Origin of the sequence: Silvanigrella aquatica, assembly GCF_001907975.1 — a bacterium.
Lineage (GTDB): Bacteria > Bdellovibrionota_B > Oligoflexia > Silvanigrellales > Silvanigrellaceae > Silvanigrella > Silvanigrella aquatica.
Window position 1 is genome coordinate 1,035,566 of the sequence record NZ_CP017834.1, and the last position, 15,879, is coordinate 1,051,444.

At 32.2% G+C, this 15,879-nt stretch carries 15 protein-coding genes; 14 read left to right on the forward strand and 1 reads right to left on the reverse strand.

Features of this window, described 5'->3' with window-relative positions:
* The first annotated feature begins 63 nt into the window (after window positions 1-63).
* From AXG55_RS04365 to AXG55_RS04430, 14 genes are all read left to right on the forward strand, one after another.
* Complete coding sequence (locus AXG55_RS04365) at window positions 64-2,346, forward strand: tetratricopeptide repeat protein (protein ID WP_148696912.1); 2,283 nt, start codon at window positions 64-66, stop codon at window positions 2,344-2,346.
* A 33-nt stretch (window positions 2,347-2,379) separates the two neighbouring features.
* Window positions 2,380-3,474, forward strand: a complete 1,095-nt coding sequence (locus AXG55_RS04370) for a sigma 54-interacting transcriptional regulator (protein ID WP_148696913.1) — start codon at window positions 2,380-2,382, stop codon at window positions 3,472-3,474.
* The gene (gene flgB, locus AXG55_RS04375) at window positions 3,471-3,899 is read left to right on the forward strand and encodes a flagellar basal body rod protein FlgB (protein WP_148696914.1); all 429 of its coding nucleotides are present in this window, start codon (window positions 3,471-3,473) and stop codon (window positions 3,897-3,899) included. The genes AXG55_RS04370 and flgB overlap by 4 nt, the downstream gene beginning before the upstream one ends.
* Window positions 3,900-3,933: 34 nt before the next feature.
* Entirely contained in the window at window positions 3,934-4,371 is a 438-nt protein-coding gene (gene flgC, locus AXG55_RS04380) for a flagellar basal body rod protein FlgC (RefSeq protein ID WP_148696915.1), read from the forward strand.
* Between the two features lie 23 nt (window positions 4,372-4,394).
* Entirely contained in the window at window positions 4,395-4,727 is a 333-nt protein-coding gene (gene fliE, locus AXG55_RS04385) for a flagellar hook-basal body complex protein FliE (RefSeq protein ID WP_148696916.1), read from the forward strand.
* 32 nt (window positions 4,728-4,759) lie between these two features.
* A complete protein-coding gene (gene fliF / locus AXG55_RS04390; protein ID WP_148696917.1) occupies window positions 4,760-6,367 on the forward strand; it encodes a flagellar basal-body MS-ring/collar protein FliF in 1,608 nt (535 codons plus the stop codon).
* Between the two features lie 383 nt (window positions 6,368-6,750).
* Window positions 6,751-7,269, forward strand: a complete 519-nt coding sequence (gene tssB / locus AXG55_RS04395) for a type VI secretion system contractile sheath small subunit (protein WP_233231374.1) — start codon at window positions 6,751-6,753, stop codon at window positions 7,267-7,269.
* Between the two features lie 29 nt (window positions 7,270-7,298).
* Window positions 7,299-8,786 carry a type VI secretion system contractile sheath large subunit gene (tssC, locus tag AXG55_RS04400; protein ID WP_233231375.1) on the forward strand — a complete coding sequence of 496 codons (1,488 nt, stop codon included), beginning with the start codon at window positions 7,299-7,301 and terminating at the stop codon, window positions 8,784-8,786.
* A 33-nt stretch (window positions 8,787-8,819) separates the two neighbouring features.
* Window positions 8,820-9,386, forward strand: coding sequence for a hypothetical protein (locus tag AXG55_RS04405; protein ID WP_148696919.1), 567 nt, complete (start codon window positions 8,820-8,822; stop codon window positions 9,384-9,386).
* Between the two features lie 60 nt (window positions 9,387-9,446).
* Window positions 9,447-9,848 carry a type VI secretion system baseplate subunit TssE gene (gene tssE / locus AXG55_RS04410; protein WP_148696920.1) on the forward strand — a complete coding sequence of 134 codons (402 nt, stop codon included), beginning with the start codon at window positions 9,447-9,449 and terminating at the stop codon, window positions 9,846-9,848.
* Window positions 9,841-11,607, forward strand: a complete 1,767-nt coding sequence (locus AXG55_RS04415) for a type VI secretion system baseplate subunit TssF (RefSeq protein WP_148696921.1) — start codon at window positions 9,841-9,843, stop codon at window positions 11,605-11,607. The genes tssE and AXG55_RS04415 overlap by 8 nt, the downstream gene beginning before the upstream one ends.
* Window positions 11,608-11,813: 206 nt before the next feature.
* On the forward strand, window positions 11,814-12,389 hold the full coding sequence (locus tag AXG55_RS04420; protein ID WP_148696922.1) for a hypothetical protein: 576 nt from the start codon (window positions 11,814-11,816) through the stop codon (window positions 12,387-12,389).
* Between the two features lie 14 nt (window positions 12,390-12,403).
* A complete protein-coding gene (locus AXG55_RS04425; protein ID WP_148696923.1) occupies window positions 12,404-13,525 on the forward strand; it encodes a type VI secretion system ImpA family N-terminal domain-containing protein in 1,122 nt (373 codons plus the stop codon).
* 39 nt (window positions 13,526-13,564) lie between these two features.
* Entirely contained in the window at window positions 13,565-14,008 is a 444-nt protein-coding gene (locus AXG55_RS04430) for a hypothetical protein (protein ID WP_148696924.1), read from the forward strand.
* Window positions 14,009-14,010: 2 nt separating this feature from the next.
* Here AXG55_RS04430 and vgrG read toward each other — a convergent pair whose 3' ends face one another.
* A complete protein-coding gene (gene vgrG, locus AXG55_RS04435; RefSeq protein WP_148696925.1) occupies window positions 14,011-15,861 on the reverse strand; it encodes a type VI secretion system tip protein VgrG in 1,851 nt (616 codons plus the stop codon).
* Window positions 15,862-15,879 lie beyond the last annotated feature (18 nt).

Sequence of the window (15,879 nt, forward strand, 5' to 3'; positions counted from 1 at the left end):
ACAACCTTCCTGTAAGCTACAAGAAATGGCATTAATTTCCTCCAAATACTTTGGGAGAAAAAATTGTTGAAGAAAAATTTCTTCACATATTCATTCCTGTTATTCATATGCGTAGTCAATGGATTGGTTGACTCTGAATCTTCTTATGCACAAGTAACTAAAATAAATAAAGAAAAAAAATCTTCTTCATTTGTTGCGGGAGAGGATAGTTATCGTATGGTATTTGAATTAAACGAACCAAGAAGGTATGCAACACGTTTTAACAAAGTAACACGCACATTACAAATTAGGGTTATACCGGCAAGAGCTAAAGAATTTAATGCATCTTCATATTATGATACACGTTTTGTAAAAAGAGTTATACTTCATGAAGACAAATCAGAAGTTATTTTAGATATTCAGCTTAAAAATTTTCCAATCGGTTGGGTTGTTGCAACTCAAAATAAACCTTGGAGAATAATAGTTGATTTTTGGAAAACAGAACCCGAAGAAAAAAATTTAGAAGCAGATTGGAATTGGCAACCTGATTATATTGAAGGAATGAGTAAAGAATATCAAGATGATCCTTTATCAACAGCAAATATGGCAGATTCGCTTACGAAAACAAATTCTATATCTAATAATGTAAAAGAATCAAATGTAATTACTCAAGTAATATCAGGAAAAAATGATAAGGAATTAAATAAAAAAGAATCTTTTCCTAAAGAAACAGTTTTAAATGAAAAGTCCCAAAAAAATCGAAATAGTGAAAATCCTACTGAAAATTTAAATCAAAAGGAATCTAGTTCTAAAAAATATGGAATACCTGAAATATATGGCCGACTGGAAAAAGCGATTCCCATGCCTGAAGGGCGGGCAGATCAATTAAAAATACAAATGGGCAATGCTTTTGGTGGAAAAGATGAAGTTCAAATTGGCGAAAAACTTGCGGAAGAGTTTTATAAAAGTGGTCACGAAGATCAAGCTCTAACCATTTTTAGAAGACTTATAGCTCTTTCAGAAAGGGCATTTAAATCGAATCCAAAGTACATATGGTATGCAGGAGAATCAGCATATTTAACTAAAAATTTTAGCTTGGCAAATGATTATTTTAGGTCATTACTTTTAAATTATCCTGGAAGCAGTTACTCCGAATTAGCAAAAATTCGTTTGGTTGATATGGATGAACTGGGCAACTCAAAAACCAAGGGGTTTGGTAAAACAGGATTTCAGAATGCACAAATTTATTCTGAAATGGCTTTATCTGAAAAAGCGCAATCTATTGTTAAAATTGCTGCAACACTTCGTGTGTTGAATGGCGTCATAGATGAAAATCCTGATGCGGCAAAAACATACCAGCAAAATCTCGACATATGTGTCGCAGATAGCAGTGTTCCATTTGATTTGATGAAAAATTGTGCATATGATCGGATCAGAGCCTTCATTGAAAAAGAAAATATAAATGTTGCTGATGCCGCGGTTCAGCAATTTAAGAAATTAGCTCCAAATGACAATCGTGGTGCTGCATTAGAGCAAATTATTTTTCAAAGAGCTAAAGATCTTTTGAAAAAAACAGCACAAACGAAACAATGGGAAGATTGGATTGCCTTCGAAAAAAAGGCAAGACCTTCTTTAATACAATTCACCTTTGCTGATGGAAATGCTCTATTTACAAGAGCGGAAGCATTTGAAGCAGTCGGTGAAAACCTAAAAGCAGCTCAACTCTATAGCGCTTTTTGGCAAGCATCACAGGATCAAAAAAAGAAAAATGAAGCAGCAGCTCTTGCAGCTCGATTACTTTATCAAAGCAATAAACCATCTGAAGCCGAAAGTTTATTGCGCAGGATAGAGTTAGATAGCAAGAGAAAAACAGAGGGACTTACAGATAGATCTATCAGTTCTTTGAGAGAGCTCTCTGTTGCCCCTTACCGTAACAAAATAGCGTTACGTTTACTTTTAGATGAAATGAAACTTGGACGTTATGTCGAACGCGATTTGCCAACTCTGGCTGAATGGTCTCAACGATTGCGCGGTTCCCCTGAGGCAGAACCCCTGTATGGGAAAATCCTCTCCTATCCTGCGAAATCACTTGATGAAACTCAGACAGTTGAAACGTCAATCATGCAGTATGCAGAAGATTTACGAGATTCGGGCAGATTTGCAAATTCAGGAGATATGTTCCTTGCAGTGGCAAACTTAGCACAAGGGACACATCGCGCTGAAGCCGCATATAAAGCAGGAGTTGTATATGCGCGAGCCGGACTTTTTGACAAAGCAAAAACTGCTTGGTTATTAGCCGCAAATGACACAAACGACAAGCGTTTTTCATCCTTGGCAAGTGAAAGACTTGACAGGCTTAGTAAGTAAACAGGCTTTTGTTTCGTTAGGGGAGGTAATTTTATGAGTGATGTGCGTCCTATGGGATTGTTCGACATAGATTCTGCAAACTATGGCACACAGCAAGGTAACAATGCTTTAGAAGGGCGTAGCGTTCATGCAAATACCGTTCCTTCTGAATCAGACAATCGAATTTCTGAAGAAGAAATGCTGCGCCATTATCCAACTAGAGATGAAAAAGTTTATAAACTACTTGAAGTAGCAAGAACTATTGCGCCCACTAAAGTACCCATTTTAATTACAGGTGAAAGTGGAACTGGTAAGGAAACATTTGCTAAAGCAATTCACATAGCTGGTGGTCGTGAACGGGGGCGTTTTGTCGTCGCAAATAGCTCAAATATTCCTGCAAATTTTTTTGAAATGGAATTATTTACGGCTTCAAGAAATTCTCATGAGTATAATCAATCACCGGGAAATCGTCCCATTGAAACCTGTTCACTTATGCTTGACGAAGTAACAGAACTAGATGCAGCAATGCAATTAAAATTATTAAGAATATTAAAGGAACAAGATATCAATAAAGGGGCTATTCGCAGAGGCACTGCAGCCGATGCTCGCATCATAGCTTGTAGTCATAAAAATATTCAAGATGAAGTGAATGCACAACGTTTTCGGAATGATCTTTTCTTTAAATTGCATGTAATACATTTAGAAATTCCATCATTACGTCAGCGTTTAGTTGATATTGATTTTTATTCTGAAATATTTCTACGTGAATTTAATATTCAATTCTCAAAAAATGTACAGCTTTCACCAACGGCAAAACAAGCATTGAGAACTTATACTTGGCCAGGTAACACACGCGAATTAAGAAATGTCATTCAACGATCTGTGCTCTTATCAACGCGCGATTACATTGGTGTAGAAGAGCTTCATTTAATGCGTGCTAATAGCAGAACAGAAGTTGCTATGGGCGATCCTTTGCCACAAGTTACTTTAATGGAATTAGAGCAAAGACTTATTTTGCAAACTCTTAGAAGAATGAATGGGAACAGAACACATACAGCAAAAGCATTGGGAATTTCATTACGTGCCTTACGTTATAAATTAAATGAACTTGTTGAATGTGGGTATGAGGTTGAAGGAAAAAACATATGAGTACAGTAATTGGGAACCAAATATTTGGTAAACCCGATGCGGTTCTTGAAGAAAGCTTGAACCAGCGTTTAAAAAGACAAACAGTCAATGTGGCAAATATCACAAACTCATTGACTCCGGGTTACCGTGCTTTAGGTTTTGATTTTGAAAAGCAACTTCAAGCTGCTATTGGCTCAGATAAAGATCTTATTATGAAAGTCAGTGACTCTAAGCATATAAAAGCACCTGGTATGGGCGCTGATGGGGTCTTAAAACCCGATTTATATGTCAAACCAACTGAGAGTATTGGTAATGATGGGAATACAGTTGATATTGATCAAGAAATGACTGAAGTTGCAGGAAATCAAGTGATATATAAAGCAACTATTGAAACATTAAATCGTAAATTAGGAATGTTACGTTATGCGATCAATGGGGGCAGATAATTCATTTTAATTTCTTCACAAGAAAGGAATGAGTATGAGCTTTTTAGAAGGATTAAGAATAAGTGCTTCGGGTTTGTCAGCGGAACGAATTCGTATGAACGTTATTTCTTCAAATTTAGCAAATGCAAATACCTCTCGTACCGAAGAAGGTGGTCCTTATAAAAGAAAAGACGTTCTTTTTACGGCAAGAAATTCGGGTTTAAGTTTTGATAACTTAATGCGATTGGCTTTTGATCCTAATTTGAAAGAAGTGAAAGTAGATGGCATCACTGAAGATAGAAGAGCGCCTCGATTGGTTTATAATCCCAATCACCCCGATGCTAACGAAAAGGGTTATGTTGCCATGCCTAATATTTCTGTCATGGAAGAAATGGTTAATATGATTACAAGTAATCGTTCTTTTGAAAGTAATACTCAGGCAATAAATGCAACAAAATCTATGGCAATTACCGCAATTGGAATTGGCAAGTAATTTAGACAATTTAAGGTAACAGTATGGCAAAAATAATTTCTGCAACTGATCTCCAATATTTAAAAATGCAAAGAGATTTAACAAATTCTGTACCCACGATGAGTGGGGGAGGAACTCCTCCCAATGCAAATGCAAAAACGGAATTTCAAGATCTCATGGAAAAAGGTATTAAAGAAGTAAATATTGGCGCAAGAGAAGCAGAAAAAGCTAGTATGGATTTGGCATCAGGAAGACAAAGTAACATTCATGAAACCATGCTTGCAGTAACAAAAGCGGAATTAGGTTTCGATATGATGGTGCAAATGAGAAATAAGATTATTGAAGCGTATCAAGAAGTCATGAGAATGCAGCTATAAGCTTAAATTTAAGATAACAAAGGCTATTTTTAATGTTGGAAAGAATAAAACAATTTTCATCGCAATTATACTTACAAAGTAAAGCTTTTTATGCGGGGCTTACCAAGGGACGTAAAATTGCAATCGGAATTGGATTATTTACTATATTTTTTGTTTTAGGTATGTTTATTTTTTGGAAACCAGCTCTTAGATATGAAGCAGCTTATACAAATCTTTCTGCAGAAGATAAATCTGCAATGTTAGCTCATTTAAAAAAATCAGGATTTAAAGATTATAAAATGGAAGGTGATACCATTTCATTTCCAGAAGAAAAAATAATGGAAATAAAAATGTCTTTGGCAGAAGAAGGTTTGCCAAATACAGGAATCGGGGTAGGCTGGGAAAAATTTGATGACAGATCATTTGGAATGTCGGATTTTGAGCAGAGGGTAAATAAATTACGAGCTTTGCAAGGTGAGATATCGCGAACGATTGGAAAATTAGAGCCTATTGCAAATAGTCGTGTCCATATTGTTATTCCAGATAACGCAATTTTTGCAGAAGATAAAAAGTCACCTACAGCAAGTATTTATTTAAAATTAAAATCAGGAAAAACATTAAGTCAAAGACAAATTCAAGGCATTATTCATTTAACAGCACGTGCTGTGGAAGGGCTTGATGCTAAGTCTGTTACGATCATTGATCAAGATGGAAATATGTTAACGCAACCTGACGAACAGGATGGTGGTATTGATAAAGTAACATCTGCGCAAAGAGAATTTCAAAGAAAAGTAGAACGAGAGCTTGAACAAAAAATTCGTGATATTTTAGCACGCGCTGTAGGGCATGATAAAGTCGTTTCAAAAGTCGACGCTATTATTGATTTTAAAAAAGTTGAAACAACCATTTCCGATGTTGACCCCGAACGCACCGCCGTTATCGCGTCACAACGTAACGAGCAATCTTCACAAGGTAACGGATTAAATCCCACAGGTGTTCCGGGTGCGAAAAGCAATCTTCCTGGTGAAAGAGAAGATATTGGTATTGCTGGTGGTTTAACAAATAGTACAAAATCAAGCACCGAAAATTTAAACTTTGAAGTGAAAAAGACTTTAAGTAAAATTGTTGAACCCATTGGAACGATTACAAAATTAAGCGCATCCATTTTAGTAGATGGAAAAATGAATGATGGCAAATACGTACCGAGAACTCCTGAAGAAATGGCTATGGTCACAAAATTAGTGAAAAATGCCATAGGATATCAGGAAGGCCGCGATGCCATAACGGTTGAGTCGACGCAATTTGAGCTTGATGAGTTTGCTTTAGCTGAAAAAGCGTCGCTTTCTGCACGTCAAACTACGCTTATTCAGACAGCTATTCTTGGCGTTGTTGCCATAGCTGCCATGATATTTATTTATTATGCTTTGGTGCGTCCTTATTTCAGATGGCTTACCTATGATCCTGAAAAAAGGTCAAAAGAACAATTGGCTTTGGTGGATTATGAGCTTGAGCGTTCTGGTGCGGGTGCACGCCGTGTACAGCTGAAAGAGGATGTGCCCTTCGACAAACTCTCACCAAAAGAGCAAATACTTTATCTGGCCAAGCATGATCCGCAAAAAACCACTGAGGCTATTCGTCAGTTGCTAAACCCGAACCATTAAGGCAGGAAAAAAAAAATTGCAATTTTAAACCATTCTTTTTTTTAAATAAAATTTCACCTTTAAAAAGATGAAATAAATTGGTTAGGAATTAAGCTTCTGATTAGCAATCTGCTAATAGCTCGAAATGATTTAAAATTAAATATTATTTAGTTTAATATTATATTAAGTTAAATGCTCTAAATTTGAAATAAAAATTCATTAAATAAAATATATAATTAAATTCAAAGTTATTAGAACTTTAATAAAATTATTTTTTATTAAAAGTGAATATAGATGTGATGGTGATATTTGGCCTAGAAATTGCTTACTGCTATTCATCAGGTTGGGTTAGCCTTTGCTTTTCAATAAGGCCTAACTTTAGTTCACAAGAAAGGAATTTTATTATGTCAAAAGGGACTCAACAAAAGCTCTCCATATACAAACCACCGCGAGTACAAATTACTTATGATTTGGAAGCAAATGGAGGAGTAAAAGAACAAGAATTGCCATTTGTTATTGGTGTTATGGCGAATTTTTCAGGACATTTGCATCAGAAAACCAAAAAAATTAAGAATGAAAAATTTCTTGAAATAAACAAAGAAAACTTTAACTCTGTTGTTCAATCTGTGGCACCTAAATTAAAAATAAAAGTGCCAAACAAAATTAAAAATGATGGCTCTTTTTCTCAAATTGAGTTGAATTTTCAATCTTTTGATGAATTTAATCCAGGTAAAATAGCAAATAAAGTCGATTCCTTAAGGCAACTTATAGAAACCAGAAAAAAACTTATTGAGCTACAAACCAGTGTAGAGTGTAATGAAAAACTAGAGGAAACATTAATTCAATTTCTCAAAACTCCTGAGGCTTTAAAGCAAATTGCAACAGCAAATCAAAATGAAGAAAAAGCTCCAGAAGCAGAATAACAAAATAACTTTTGGGAAGGATGAATAAAATGAGCAACAAAACAGAATTTATGACTCAAACAGAAACCTATTTTAATTTAGAAGATCTCACAAAACCCGTTCTTGAGCAGGCCTTAGCAAAGTCGGAATTAAATAAAAATGAAGAACAAAAGAACAATGCTAAAGATATGCTTACCGTTTTTGCTGATGAAGTGCTTTCGGAAAAAATGGCATATAAAAAGACCATTTCACATATGATTAGTGAACGTGTCGCTGACATCGATGCTATTTTAACTGAGCAAATAAATGAAATTATTCACAATGCGGAATTTCAAAAATTGGAGGCTTCATGGCGTGGTTTGAATAATTTAGTGAAATTTTCTGAACCCGATGATCAATTAAAAATCCGCATTCTCGATGTCACTAAGGAAGATATTTTAAGTGATTCAGACTCAGCACCTGAGTTTGATGAAACCGGCTTATTTAAGCTTGTATACGAGCAAGAATATGGCACCTTCGGTGGCGCTCCCTATGGTCTTCTCGTGGGTGACTATTCTTTCGGCAAAAGTATCGAAGATGTAGAATGTATGAAGGCCATTTCGCACGTAGCGGCAGCAGCTCATGCTCCCTTTATTGCCGCAGCAAGTCATGAAATATTCAATATAAATTCCTTTGAAGATTTAGATAAACCAAAGCATTTAGGTCGCTTATTTAATACAGCAGAATATGGTTCTTGGGCTAATTTTAGGTCCCAAGAGGATTCTAAATACGTCACCCTGACTCTTCCCCGCGTTATTATGCGTGAACCCTATGGTGGAAAAAATGGAATTCCCGTAAAAGAATTTCATTTTGAAGAAGATTTAACCGGAACAGAGCATGAAAAATATTTATGGGGCAATCCCGCGTTTTCTCTAGCGGAACGTATGGTGGATTCCTACCGAGAATTTGGTTGGTTTTCTTGTATACGTGGTTCAGAAAATGGAGGCACAGTTCAGACATTGCCAATTCATACTTTTATCGATAACGAAGGTAACAATACGTTTAAAATGCCAGTCGAAACTATGATAACTGATAGGCGTGAAAAAGAATTAGATGACCTTGGTTTTTTATCTCTTGTTTATAAAAAAGGTACAGATACAGCAACGTTTTTTGGTTCAAAAACAGTTCATAAATTAACAGAATATGATAATGACTTGGCTAATGCCAATGCGCAATTATCAATTCAGTTACCTTATGTTATGGCAGTCTCGCGATTTGCTCATTATTTAAAAGTAATTATGCGAGATAAAATCGGTTCTTTTGCAACGCAGGGAGATATTAATGAATATTTAAATAGATGGATTTCCCGTTACGTTATTTTGGATGATACGGCAAGCACTTATTCTAAAAGTTGTTATCCATTAAGGGAAGCACGTGTTGATGTAACTTCCATTCCTGGAAAGGTGGGAGCTTATAGAGCGGTAATGTATTTACGTCCCCATTTTTATTTAAATGAACTCACAGTTTCTTTAAGGCTAGTTACGGAACTGCCTCAGTAATTAAATGAGTTTTTCATATATTAGGAGTTTAAAATGTCAAATTCAAATTATTCTATAGTTCATATTGCAGATACAAAAGGTGGTTTTGCAGATGAGTTTTCTCAAGACGGTTTTCGTATTGAGGGTGAAATTTTTCCCACCGCAGAAGAAAGTTCATATAGAGCAGGCGCTTATGAATTAGAAGCAGAAAGTATAAATTTTACAGTAGTTGATAGCACCTTAAATGCTGAGGTATATGAGGCGCTTAAAAAATTAGATGGAAAAACAAAATTGGTTCCTACTGTTAAATTAATGTCTCTTAATTATAACTATGACAATAAAGACAAAGTATCTATCGTTAAAAATAGGGAGCTTGTTTTATATTTTGTAAAAATGTCTGTAAAATTTAATTCTGGAGTTTTTCATCTTTCATTTCGTACACCAACGATGCTTGAAGTATCAGCTAAACAAACTCCTGGTTTTACTCAAACTATGTTTGTCTCTAAAGAAAATTCAAGTTCAGTAGCACAAGAGCCTATTCATGTTTGCTTACTCACTAAATTGAAATTAAAAGCTCCATTGACAACATGGAATAATAAAGCTGTTGCAGGTGTAAAATAAATTGAATAAAAGAAGCCTTTTTATTAAAAATTAGGTTTCTTTTATTATAGTCTGGATATTATGGAAAATTTAAATAAAATATTCTATCTTCCTTCAAATCAAGAAAAACTTATTTTTTTTTCAATTACACGAAATGTTTTAAATATTTTAAATACACGTAGCTCTCTTTCATTAACAAGTTTTTTAAATCAACAAAAATTATCAACTTTACATTTTGGTTTGCCAAGTTTCACGCATCTTTCTATGGCTTCAGAGGAAGATAGAAAAATATTGTGTCAAACAGTTGAGAAATCAATTGAAATATTTGAGCATAGACTTTCACATATTGAGGTTGAATTTTCACAATATGATCATTTAAAAAAAGAGGCCAAACTTGCTCTCAAAGCTGTTTATTGTAGTAATGATGTTGTTGTAAATCTAGTTCTTAAAATTGCTTTCTGGGAGTTTATTGTATATGACTAGCAATTATAGTAATCAAAATTTTTTAAAATTATACTTAAATTCGTTAGATAATTTAAGAACTAATGGAAGAATATTTTCACAGCAAAACCCAGATTTGGCTCCTTACTTAGACTTATCTTATCGTAAAAGCAACGATCCAGAAACAGAACGACTTATTGAATCTTTTGCTTATATGTTTGCACAAGTAGAGCATAAATCTATTTTAGCACAAAACGATTATGCTCTTAATTTTATCGATCATTTGTTTCCAGAGCTTGTTTCACCACTCCCCGCTTTAACTGTTCTAAAAGTTACTCCAGAAAAAAGTTATTTTACAAAAGATAAATTAAAATTTATTGTTCCTAAATCTACTTTATTTTCTGCAAAAAATCAGAATGGTGTCAGGTGTCAGTTTACTTCTTGTCAAGAAAGTCAAATTTCTCCTATTCATATTACACAATCTCAATTTATTGATTCTTCTTTAAATAAAGAAAATATAGGAAAAAATAAAAAAGCTTTGGCTATTTCTTTTGAAACAAGTATTCATTATAATGTGAGCAATCAAAACCCATTAAACCTTTCTCTATATATTGACTCTGATTTTTATTCTGTAATTTCTATATATGATGCGTTATTTTCTAGTCATAAACCCATGTTGTTGCAAATTGATAGCGATTCTGAATTATGGCACATTCCTAAAGAAAATTTAAAGCCCCTTTATTATTTAGAAGCTCAAGATCATAATAAAAATACATTATATCCTTTATTTGACTATTTAAATTATTATCAAAAATATTTTTTTCTGGAATTGAAAGTAACTAATAACATCTCCTTTAAAAACAAATTTAAAATAATTATTCCTTTGAGCGAAAATATAGAATTTATTTCAAATTTAGGAAGTTCTTTCCTTCAGACAAATTGTGTTCCTGCAGTTAATTTATTTGAGCATAAAATGCAATCTGTAAAGTATTTGCCAGAAAAACAGGAATATTTATTAAGAACTGAAGGGAATACTAATGAAGAATTGCAAGTTATAAAACTAAATTCTGTTATGACTTATGATGCTCAAACAGGGGAACATATTTCCCTAAACCCTTTTTATCAAAACAGTCGCATTTCTCAATATAGCAAACAGAACTTATTTAACAATATTGTTTGGGCATCTAAAAGAAGTTTTAATAATTCCACTCTTGAAAGCGGTTCTTATCACTTAAGGCTTCTCAGTAAATTTAAAGCCACAGAAGAAAAAGCACATTGGCCAGAGTATCTTTATCCTTCAGGATTATGCACAAATACCAGAGCCGCTGAAAATATCAAACCTTATAGTGAGTTTCAATGTCATTCTTACTCATTGCCTATTGCTCAATCCTGTTCTTTATTTTGGCCAAAATATTATCCTTGTTCTTTAAATCATACAAATAATATTGAGGTTTTAAAGCTATTATTTAAAATAAATCAAGAAATTTTATCTGCGCAAATTATCAATACTGTATATTTTATAAAAACATTAGATATTTTAGCTCCAGGAATAAGTTCTGTAAAAAATTTATTTATACAAATTTTGGAGCAATCCATTGGGTTTATTGCGGAAGAGACTATAAGGCAGCAGATGAGAAATAAGCAAACCTTTCATATTCCTAGTATTGTTTATAAAATACAATTTTTACAAAAGGATGGATTCCCACGTGGAATTCATTTCTATTTAAATTTTTTAAATGAATATTTTAACTATATTAGAGATTTTAATTTTTTAATTTCCTTTGAAGCGGTTTTGGTATGAAAAGTATTGAAATGATTTTATCAAAAATTCCATATACGGAAAAAGATATAATATTGAAATGCGTTAGAGAATATTTTTCATTTAGTAATATATATTTTGATGAAAAAATATTATTTTCGTCAACCTCTTGTTATTTCCTTAAAAATAATCAAAATGTTGTTTTAAAGGAATCTTTTCCGCTTAAAATTTTTATTCCGGATTTTATTATGGAAAATTTTTCACTGCATACAACGGAGCAAAAAAAAGTTATATTGAGTTTTTTAAAAGTTTTTATTACGGAATTAATTTATTTAAACTCAACTATACAATTAAATAAAAATATATACAGTTACACCGATTTTTTAAATTGCGAGTCTACAAAAGAAATTTCATTGAAATGTAAAAGAGATGTTGTCTTGTTATTCGGAAAATTTTTTAAAGAAAAAATACAAATTACAGAAAATATCCCTAAAAAAATAAAAAACTATAATTCATTTTCTTTAGGAAAAAACTATATTTATTCATCCTATACTGATAAAAAAAGTTTTTTAATTGGCAGTATGTTTTATTCTTTTTTGAATAGGGTTTCTGTTAAAATTGAAATTCATGATTATGAAATAGAACGTTTAAAATTTTTTTTAAACGTCATTTTTTATAAAAATAGGACTTTGTTATTTTCTTCTCAAAACAAAGTTAAAAATATATCATACATTTTTAACTTTATTATTGAAAAAAATAAATTAATATCAGTCACTTCAATCCCAAATTTGAAAAATTATAGAAATTATTTTGCAATTTCTTAAGTCAGGAAGAATTTATGGCCAATGAAAACCAAAATATTAGTTTTAGTTTAACCAATTTAGAAAATTTAATGTCACCTATTTCAGAGGAGAATCCTTATGGAGAAAATTTAAAACGTCATGACATTATGCTAAAATTAAAAGACATGCGTACGCAAATTTTTGCTTCTCAAGAAGAAGAGGGCATTTGGAGTAAAAAAAATAAAGAATTGCCCAGCTGGCAAAATATTGCTGATTTATGTGAAGATATTTTAATTAATTATTCAAAAGATTTTCAGGTATGCGCATATTATACTGAAACTCAATTGCAACTAGAAGGATTGCCAGGTCTTGCAAAAGCCCTTTCCTTTCTAATAGATTTTTGTAAAGAATATTGGGATGCGGCATTTCCCGTTTTTAATATTGAGAACACCGATCTTCGCGCAGTCCCTTTTCGTTGGCTACAAACTCATTTGCCTATATTAATAAATCAAACCCAACTTATTTCATCCTATTCTTCAGAAAAGCTTTCCTGGTTTTGGTATGAAAGCAAATTGAAAGTCGGTATGAGTGAAGGAGCTGATGCAAAAAAAATTTTTTATACTGCAATTGAAAATAGTGAAAATATTTGTTCTTTATATTTATCATTAGAATTTATAAAAGCTTCATTAAGTCGTCTTGAAGAGGAGTATTTGTATCAATTAGCAGGAGATGAAGAGGATAATCTATCTTTTTCCGATGCGATTGAGGTTTGTGAAAATATTCTTGCATTTTTAAAACCTATTTATGACAAAGAGGAAAAAAATAGTTTTGTTATGCAACAAACTGAAATATCATCTGAAGCAGAAGATTTTCAGCAAATTTATAATCAGAGTTTTGAAAATAGGAGTGATGCGTCTTCAATCTTAAGAAATAGCAATTATTCTTCAGGAGAATTTTCATCTTGTGAAGAGGCGTACAAACTTATTGCGGCGGCCAATCAGTATCTTTTAAAGCATGACCCTCATTCCCCCTCTCCTTTTTTAATTAGAAGAGGTTTAGAGTGGCGTAAAAAATCTCTTTATGGAGTGCTCATGGAACTATTTACAACAACATCAAAACCGCAAGAAATATTTACATTACTTGGGCTTTCCTATGATGATAACAAGGAACAATATTGATCTTTTTTTTAAAGATATTATTTAATTTAGGAAAAATTTATGTTCGATAATTTTGAAGTGCTAGAAAAATACTCTAAATTTTCTTTGACAAATGGAATGATATTAAGAGAATTAATCCAGCAAAAAAATATGAATTTTCAAGACTTATTTTCTATACTAGGACCAAAAAGTTTAGTAGATGAAGTTTTGTATGATAAAAGAAGTCTAAAGAATTCTCAAATTAAACAGCTTGCTGAGTTATTTGGAGTCAATCCTGAAATTTTTTCCTTCGACAACACAGCTCAAGAAGAAATTCCATTGAGAAACCAAGAGGAACAAATTTTGGGAGAAAATACGGCAGAAGTAATTAATGCATATAGTTTAAATGATAATTCTCATGATAATATGGAATCAGAAAATGAAAATAAATTATATGAAGAAGATAATAATTCAGATTATAATTCCTTTTCCAATAATTCTCTTGATGACTATTGGAAAGATTAAAATTAGGTAATTTTAATTTTATTAATGTTTGCTGTCGTTGTCTTCATATTTATCTCTTTATCGGCCTCTACTGCAATAGTTTTAGTTGCTTTTATGTTTGAGGTTTCAGAAACGATATCAAACTTTTCAGTTGCTTCAGTTTTATTTAAATTTGAGTGTAAAAAATAAATATTTTTATCATTATCACGATATAATGACATTTTCATATCTGTTATATTTGTTTCAAAAGATTCGTGTTTAAATATAATATTCGAAGGTTGTTCTTGAAGCTTAGTCCCAATTTTCAGACATTCTTCTAAATCTTCGTTAATAATAATACCGCATGTTTTTTCATCTAATTTCTCGGGGACTTTACTAACGAAGTTATAAAGTGAATTTAGAATAATGGGAGAATCTGGATCATTATCTAAAAAACCAACTATGACTTCATCTCCTGGGTGTGGAATAAATAATGCACCACTTAAATTACTTGCCCAAAATTGTGATAAACGAGCCCAAATAAAATCACTATTTTTGAATTCAGATGTTTTATTCATCCAAAAAAAACGAATGCCAATAGAAACACCTGAAGCATCTTTTTTAATTTTTAATTTATTATCCTTATTTTCTTCGTCTGTATATATCAAAGCATTTGTGATGTTCGGAAGTTTTGGGTGATTTATTTCAAAATTTTCTAAGTAAAATTCATCTGTAGGGTAAGTCGTAATTTTGGCAGAATAATTTGTCTTATTTTCAAAAATATTTTGCTCTATTTTATTAAAGAACTTATTTTTATCGAAGTTTAATCTTGAATAAAAATGAGTGACATTTGCAATATAATGCCCAGGTAGTTTTTCAATATTGTCATTTTCCGAATTTTTAAATTTTACAGTTTCACCAACGCGGACAAATTGAGAAATTTCCGTATATTGAATTGAATTTTCTAAAGTATTTTTTCTATACTGAATGTGATCTGTCACCCAGTCAGAAATGGGATCGATGGGTTCTAAATATTTTTGCAAAAGAGGATGCTCTTCCCATTGGAAAGGCGATGGAGTCTTTTTAGGTACAGGATTTTTTGGAGAAATATTTGGAGCTCTCGGATCAAAAAAAGATGCTGTAATTTTGCAAGAATTTACTTGGGCAACTTTAGTATGATCTAGAGAACAAAGTATATGATGAGTTGGCGATTCAAATTTTATTAAAGGGTTTTTGTATGTTGATTTGAAGTGGTCTTCTATTTTATCTTTAATAATTAATTTTTGTCCCTTTTCATTGTGTTCAATGATATAATTAAGGCCTTCTTCACTCATCAATCTACAAAGAAAATCAAAATCGGATTCTCCATATTGAATTGTATTTGTTCTTTCTCCTAGCTTTCTGCTGCATAGCATTTCAAATTGTTCATACTTTTCATTTTTAAAATGAATTTTTAAAATGTCTTCTATAATTTTTTTGGCATTGGTTGCCAGCCAGGTTCTGTAACCATTTGATTGAGTGAGTTTCCAGAGGCAAGGTTGAAGGGTTAATGCAAACTCTGGTAGAGCTTTGTAGTACGTCATTTTAATAGCAGAAATAATACCGGAGAAATATTTTTCAGTTATTTCGTTTGTTGCATAATTAATAATTTTAAAATGTAAAAATTCACCTAGGAAATTGGACATATTATCTTTGTTTAATATTTTATTATCAAGTCTAATAATAAGTTTAGTTTCGTAGAGTTTAGAAATGCTATCGTTATTAATTTCAAATGCTTGAATAATCCGGTAATCATTCTCTTTTTCATATTTACTTAACTCGCTTTTTGAAGTAACGTCAGTAATTATGGCATCAATAACAGATTTATCTGGCAAACTATTAACCACTTCACTCATAAAACAAAAAACTCCTAT

Bases quoted from the DNA above. Each gene is read 5' to 3' on its own strand.
- fliE (WP_148696916.1), top strand. From the start codon at position 4,395: ATGGCAAAAATAATTTCTGCAACTGATCTCCAATATTTAAAAATGCAA.
- AXG55_RS04420 (WP_148696922.1), top strand. From the start codon at position 11,814: ATGGAAAATTTTTCACTGCATACAACGGAGCAAAAAAAAGTTATATTG.
- tssC (WP_233231375.1), top strand. From the start codon at position 7,299: ATGAGCAACAAAACAGAATTTATGACTCAAACAGAAACCTATTTTAAT.
- fliF (WP_148696917.1), top strand. From the start codon at position 4,760: ATGTTGGAAAGAATAAAACAATTTTCATCGCAATTATACTTACAAAGT.
- AXG55_RS04425 (WP_148696923.1), top strand. From the start codon at position 12,404: ATGGCCAATGAAAACCAAAATATTAGTTTTAGTTTAACCAATTTAGAA.
- tssE (WP_148696920.1), top strand. From the start codon at position 9,447: ATGGAAAATTTAAATAAAATATTCTATCTTCCTTCAAATCAAGAAAAA.
- tssB (WP_233231374.1), top strand. From the start codon at position 6,751: ATGTCAAAAGGGACTCAACAAAAGCTCTCCATATACAAACCACCGCGA.
- AXG55_RS04405 (WP_148696919.1), top strand. From the start codon at position 8,820: ATGTCAAATTCAAATTATTCTATAGTTCATATTGCAGATACAAAAGGT.
- AXG55_RS04430 (WP_148696924.1), top strand. From the start codon at position 13,565: ATGTTCGATAATTTTGAAGTGCTAGAAAAATACTCTAAATTTTCTTTG.
- AXG55_RS04370 (WP_148696913.1), top strand. From the start codon at position 2,380: ATGAGTGATGTGCGTCCTATGGGATTGTTCGACATAGATTCTGCAAAC.
- flgC (WP_148696915.1), top strand. From the start codon at position 3,934: ATGAGCTTTTTAGAAGGATTAAGAATAAGTGCTTCGGGTTTGTCAGCG.
- AXG55_RS04415 (WP_148696921.1), top strand. From the start codon at position 9,841: ATGACTAGCAATTATAGTAATCAAAATTTTTTAAAATTATACTTAAAT.
- vgrG (WP_148696925.1), bottom strand. From the start codon at position 15,861: ATGAGTGAAGTGGTTAATAGTTTGCCAGATAAATCTGTTATTGATGCC.
- flgB (WP_148696914.1), top strand. From the start codon at position 3,471: ATGAGTACAGTAATTGGGAACCAAATATTTGGTAAACCCGATGCGGTT.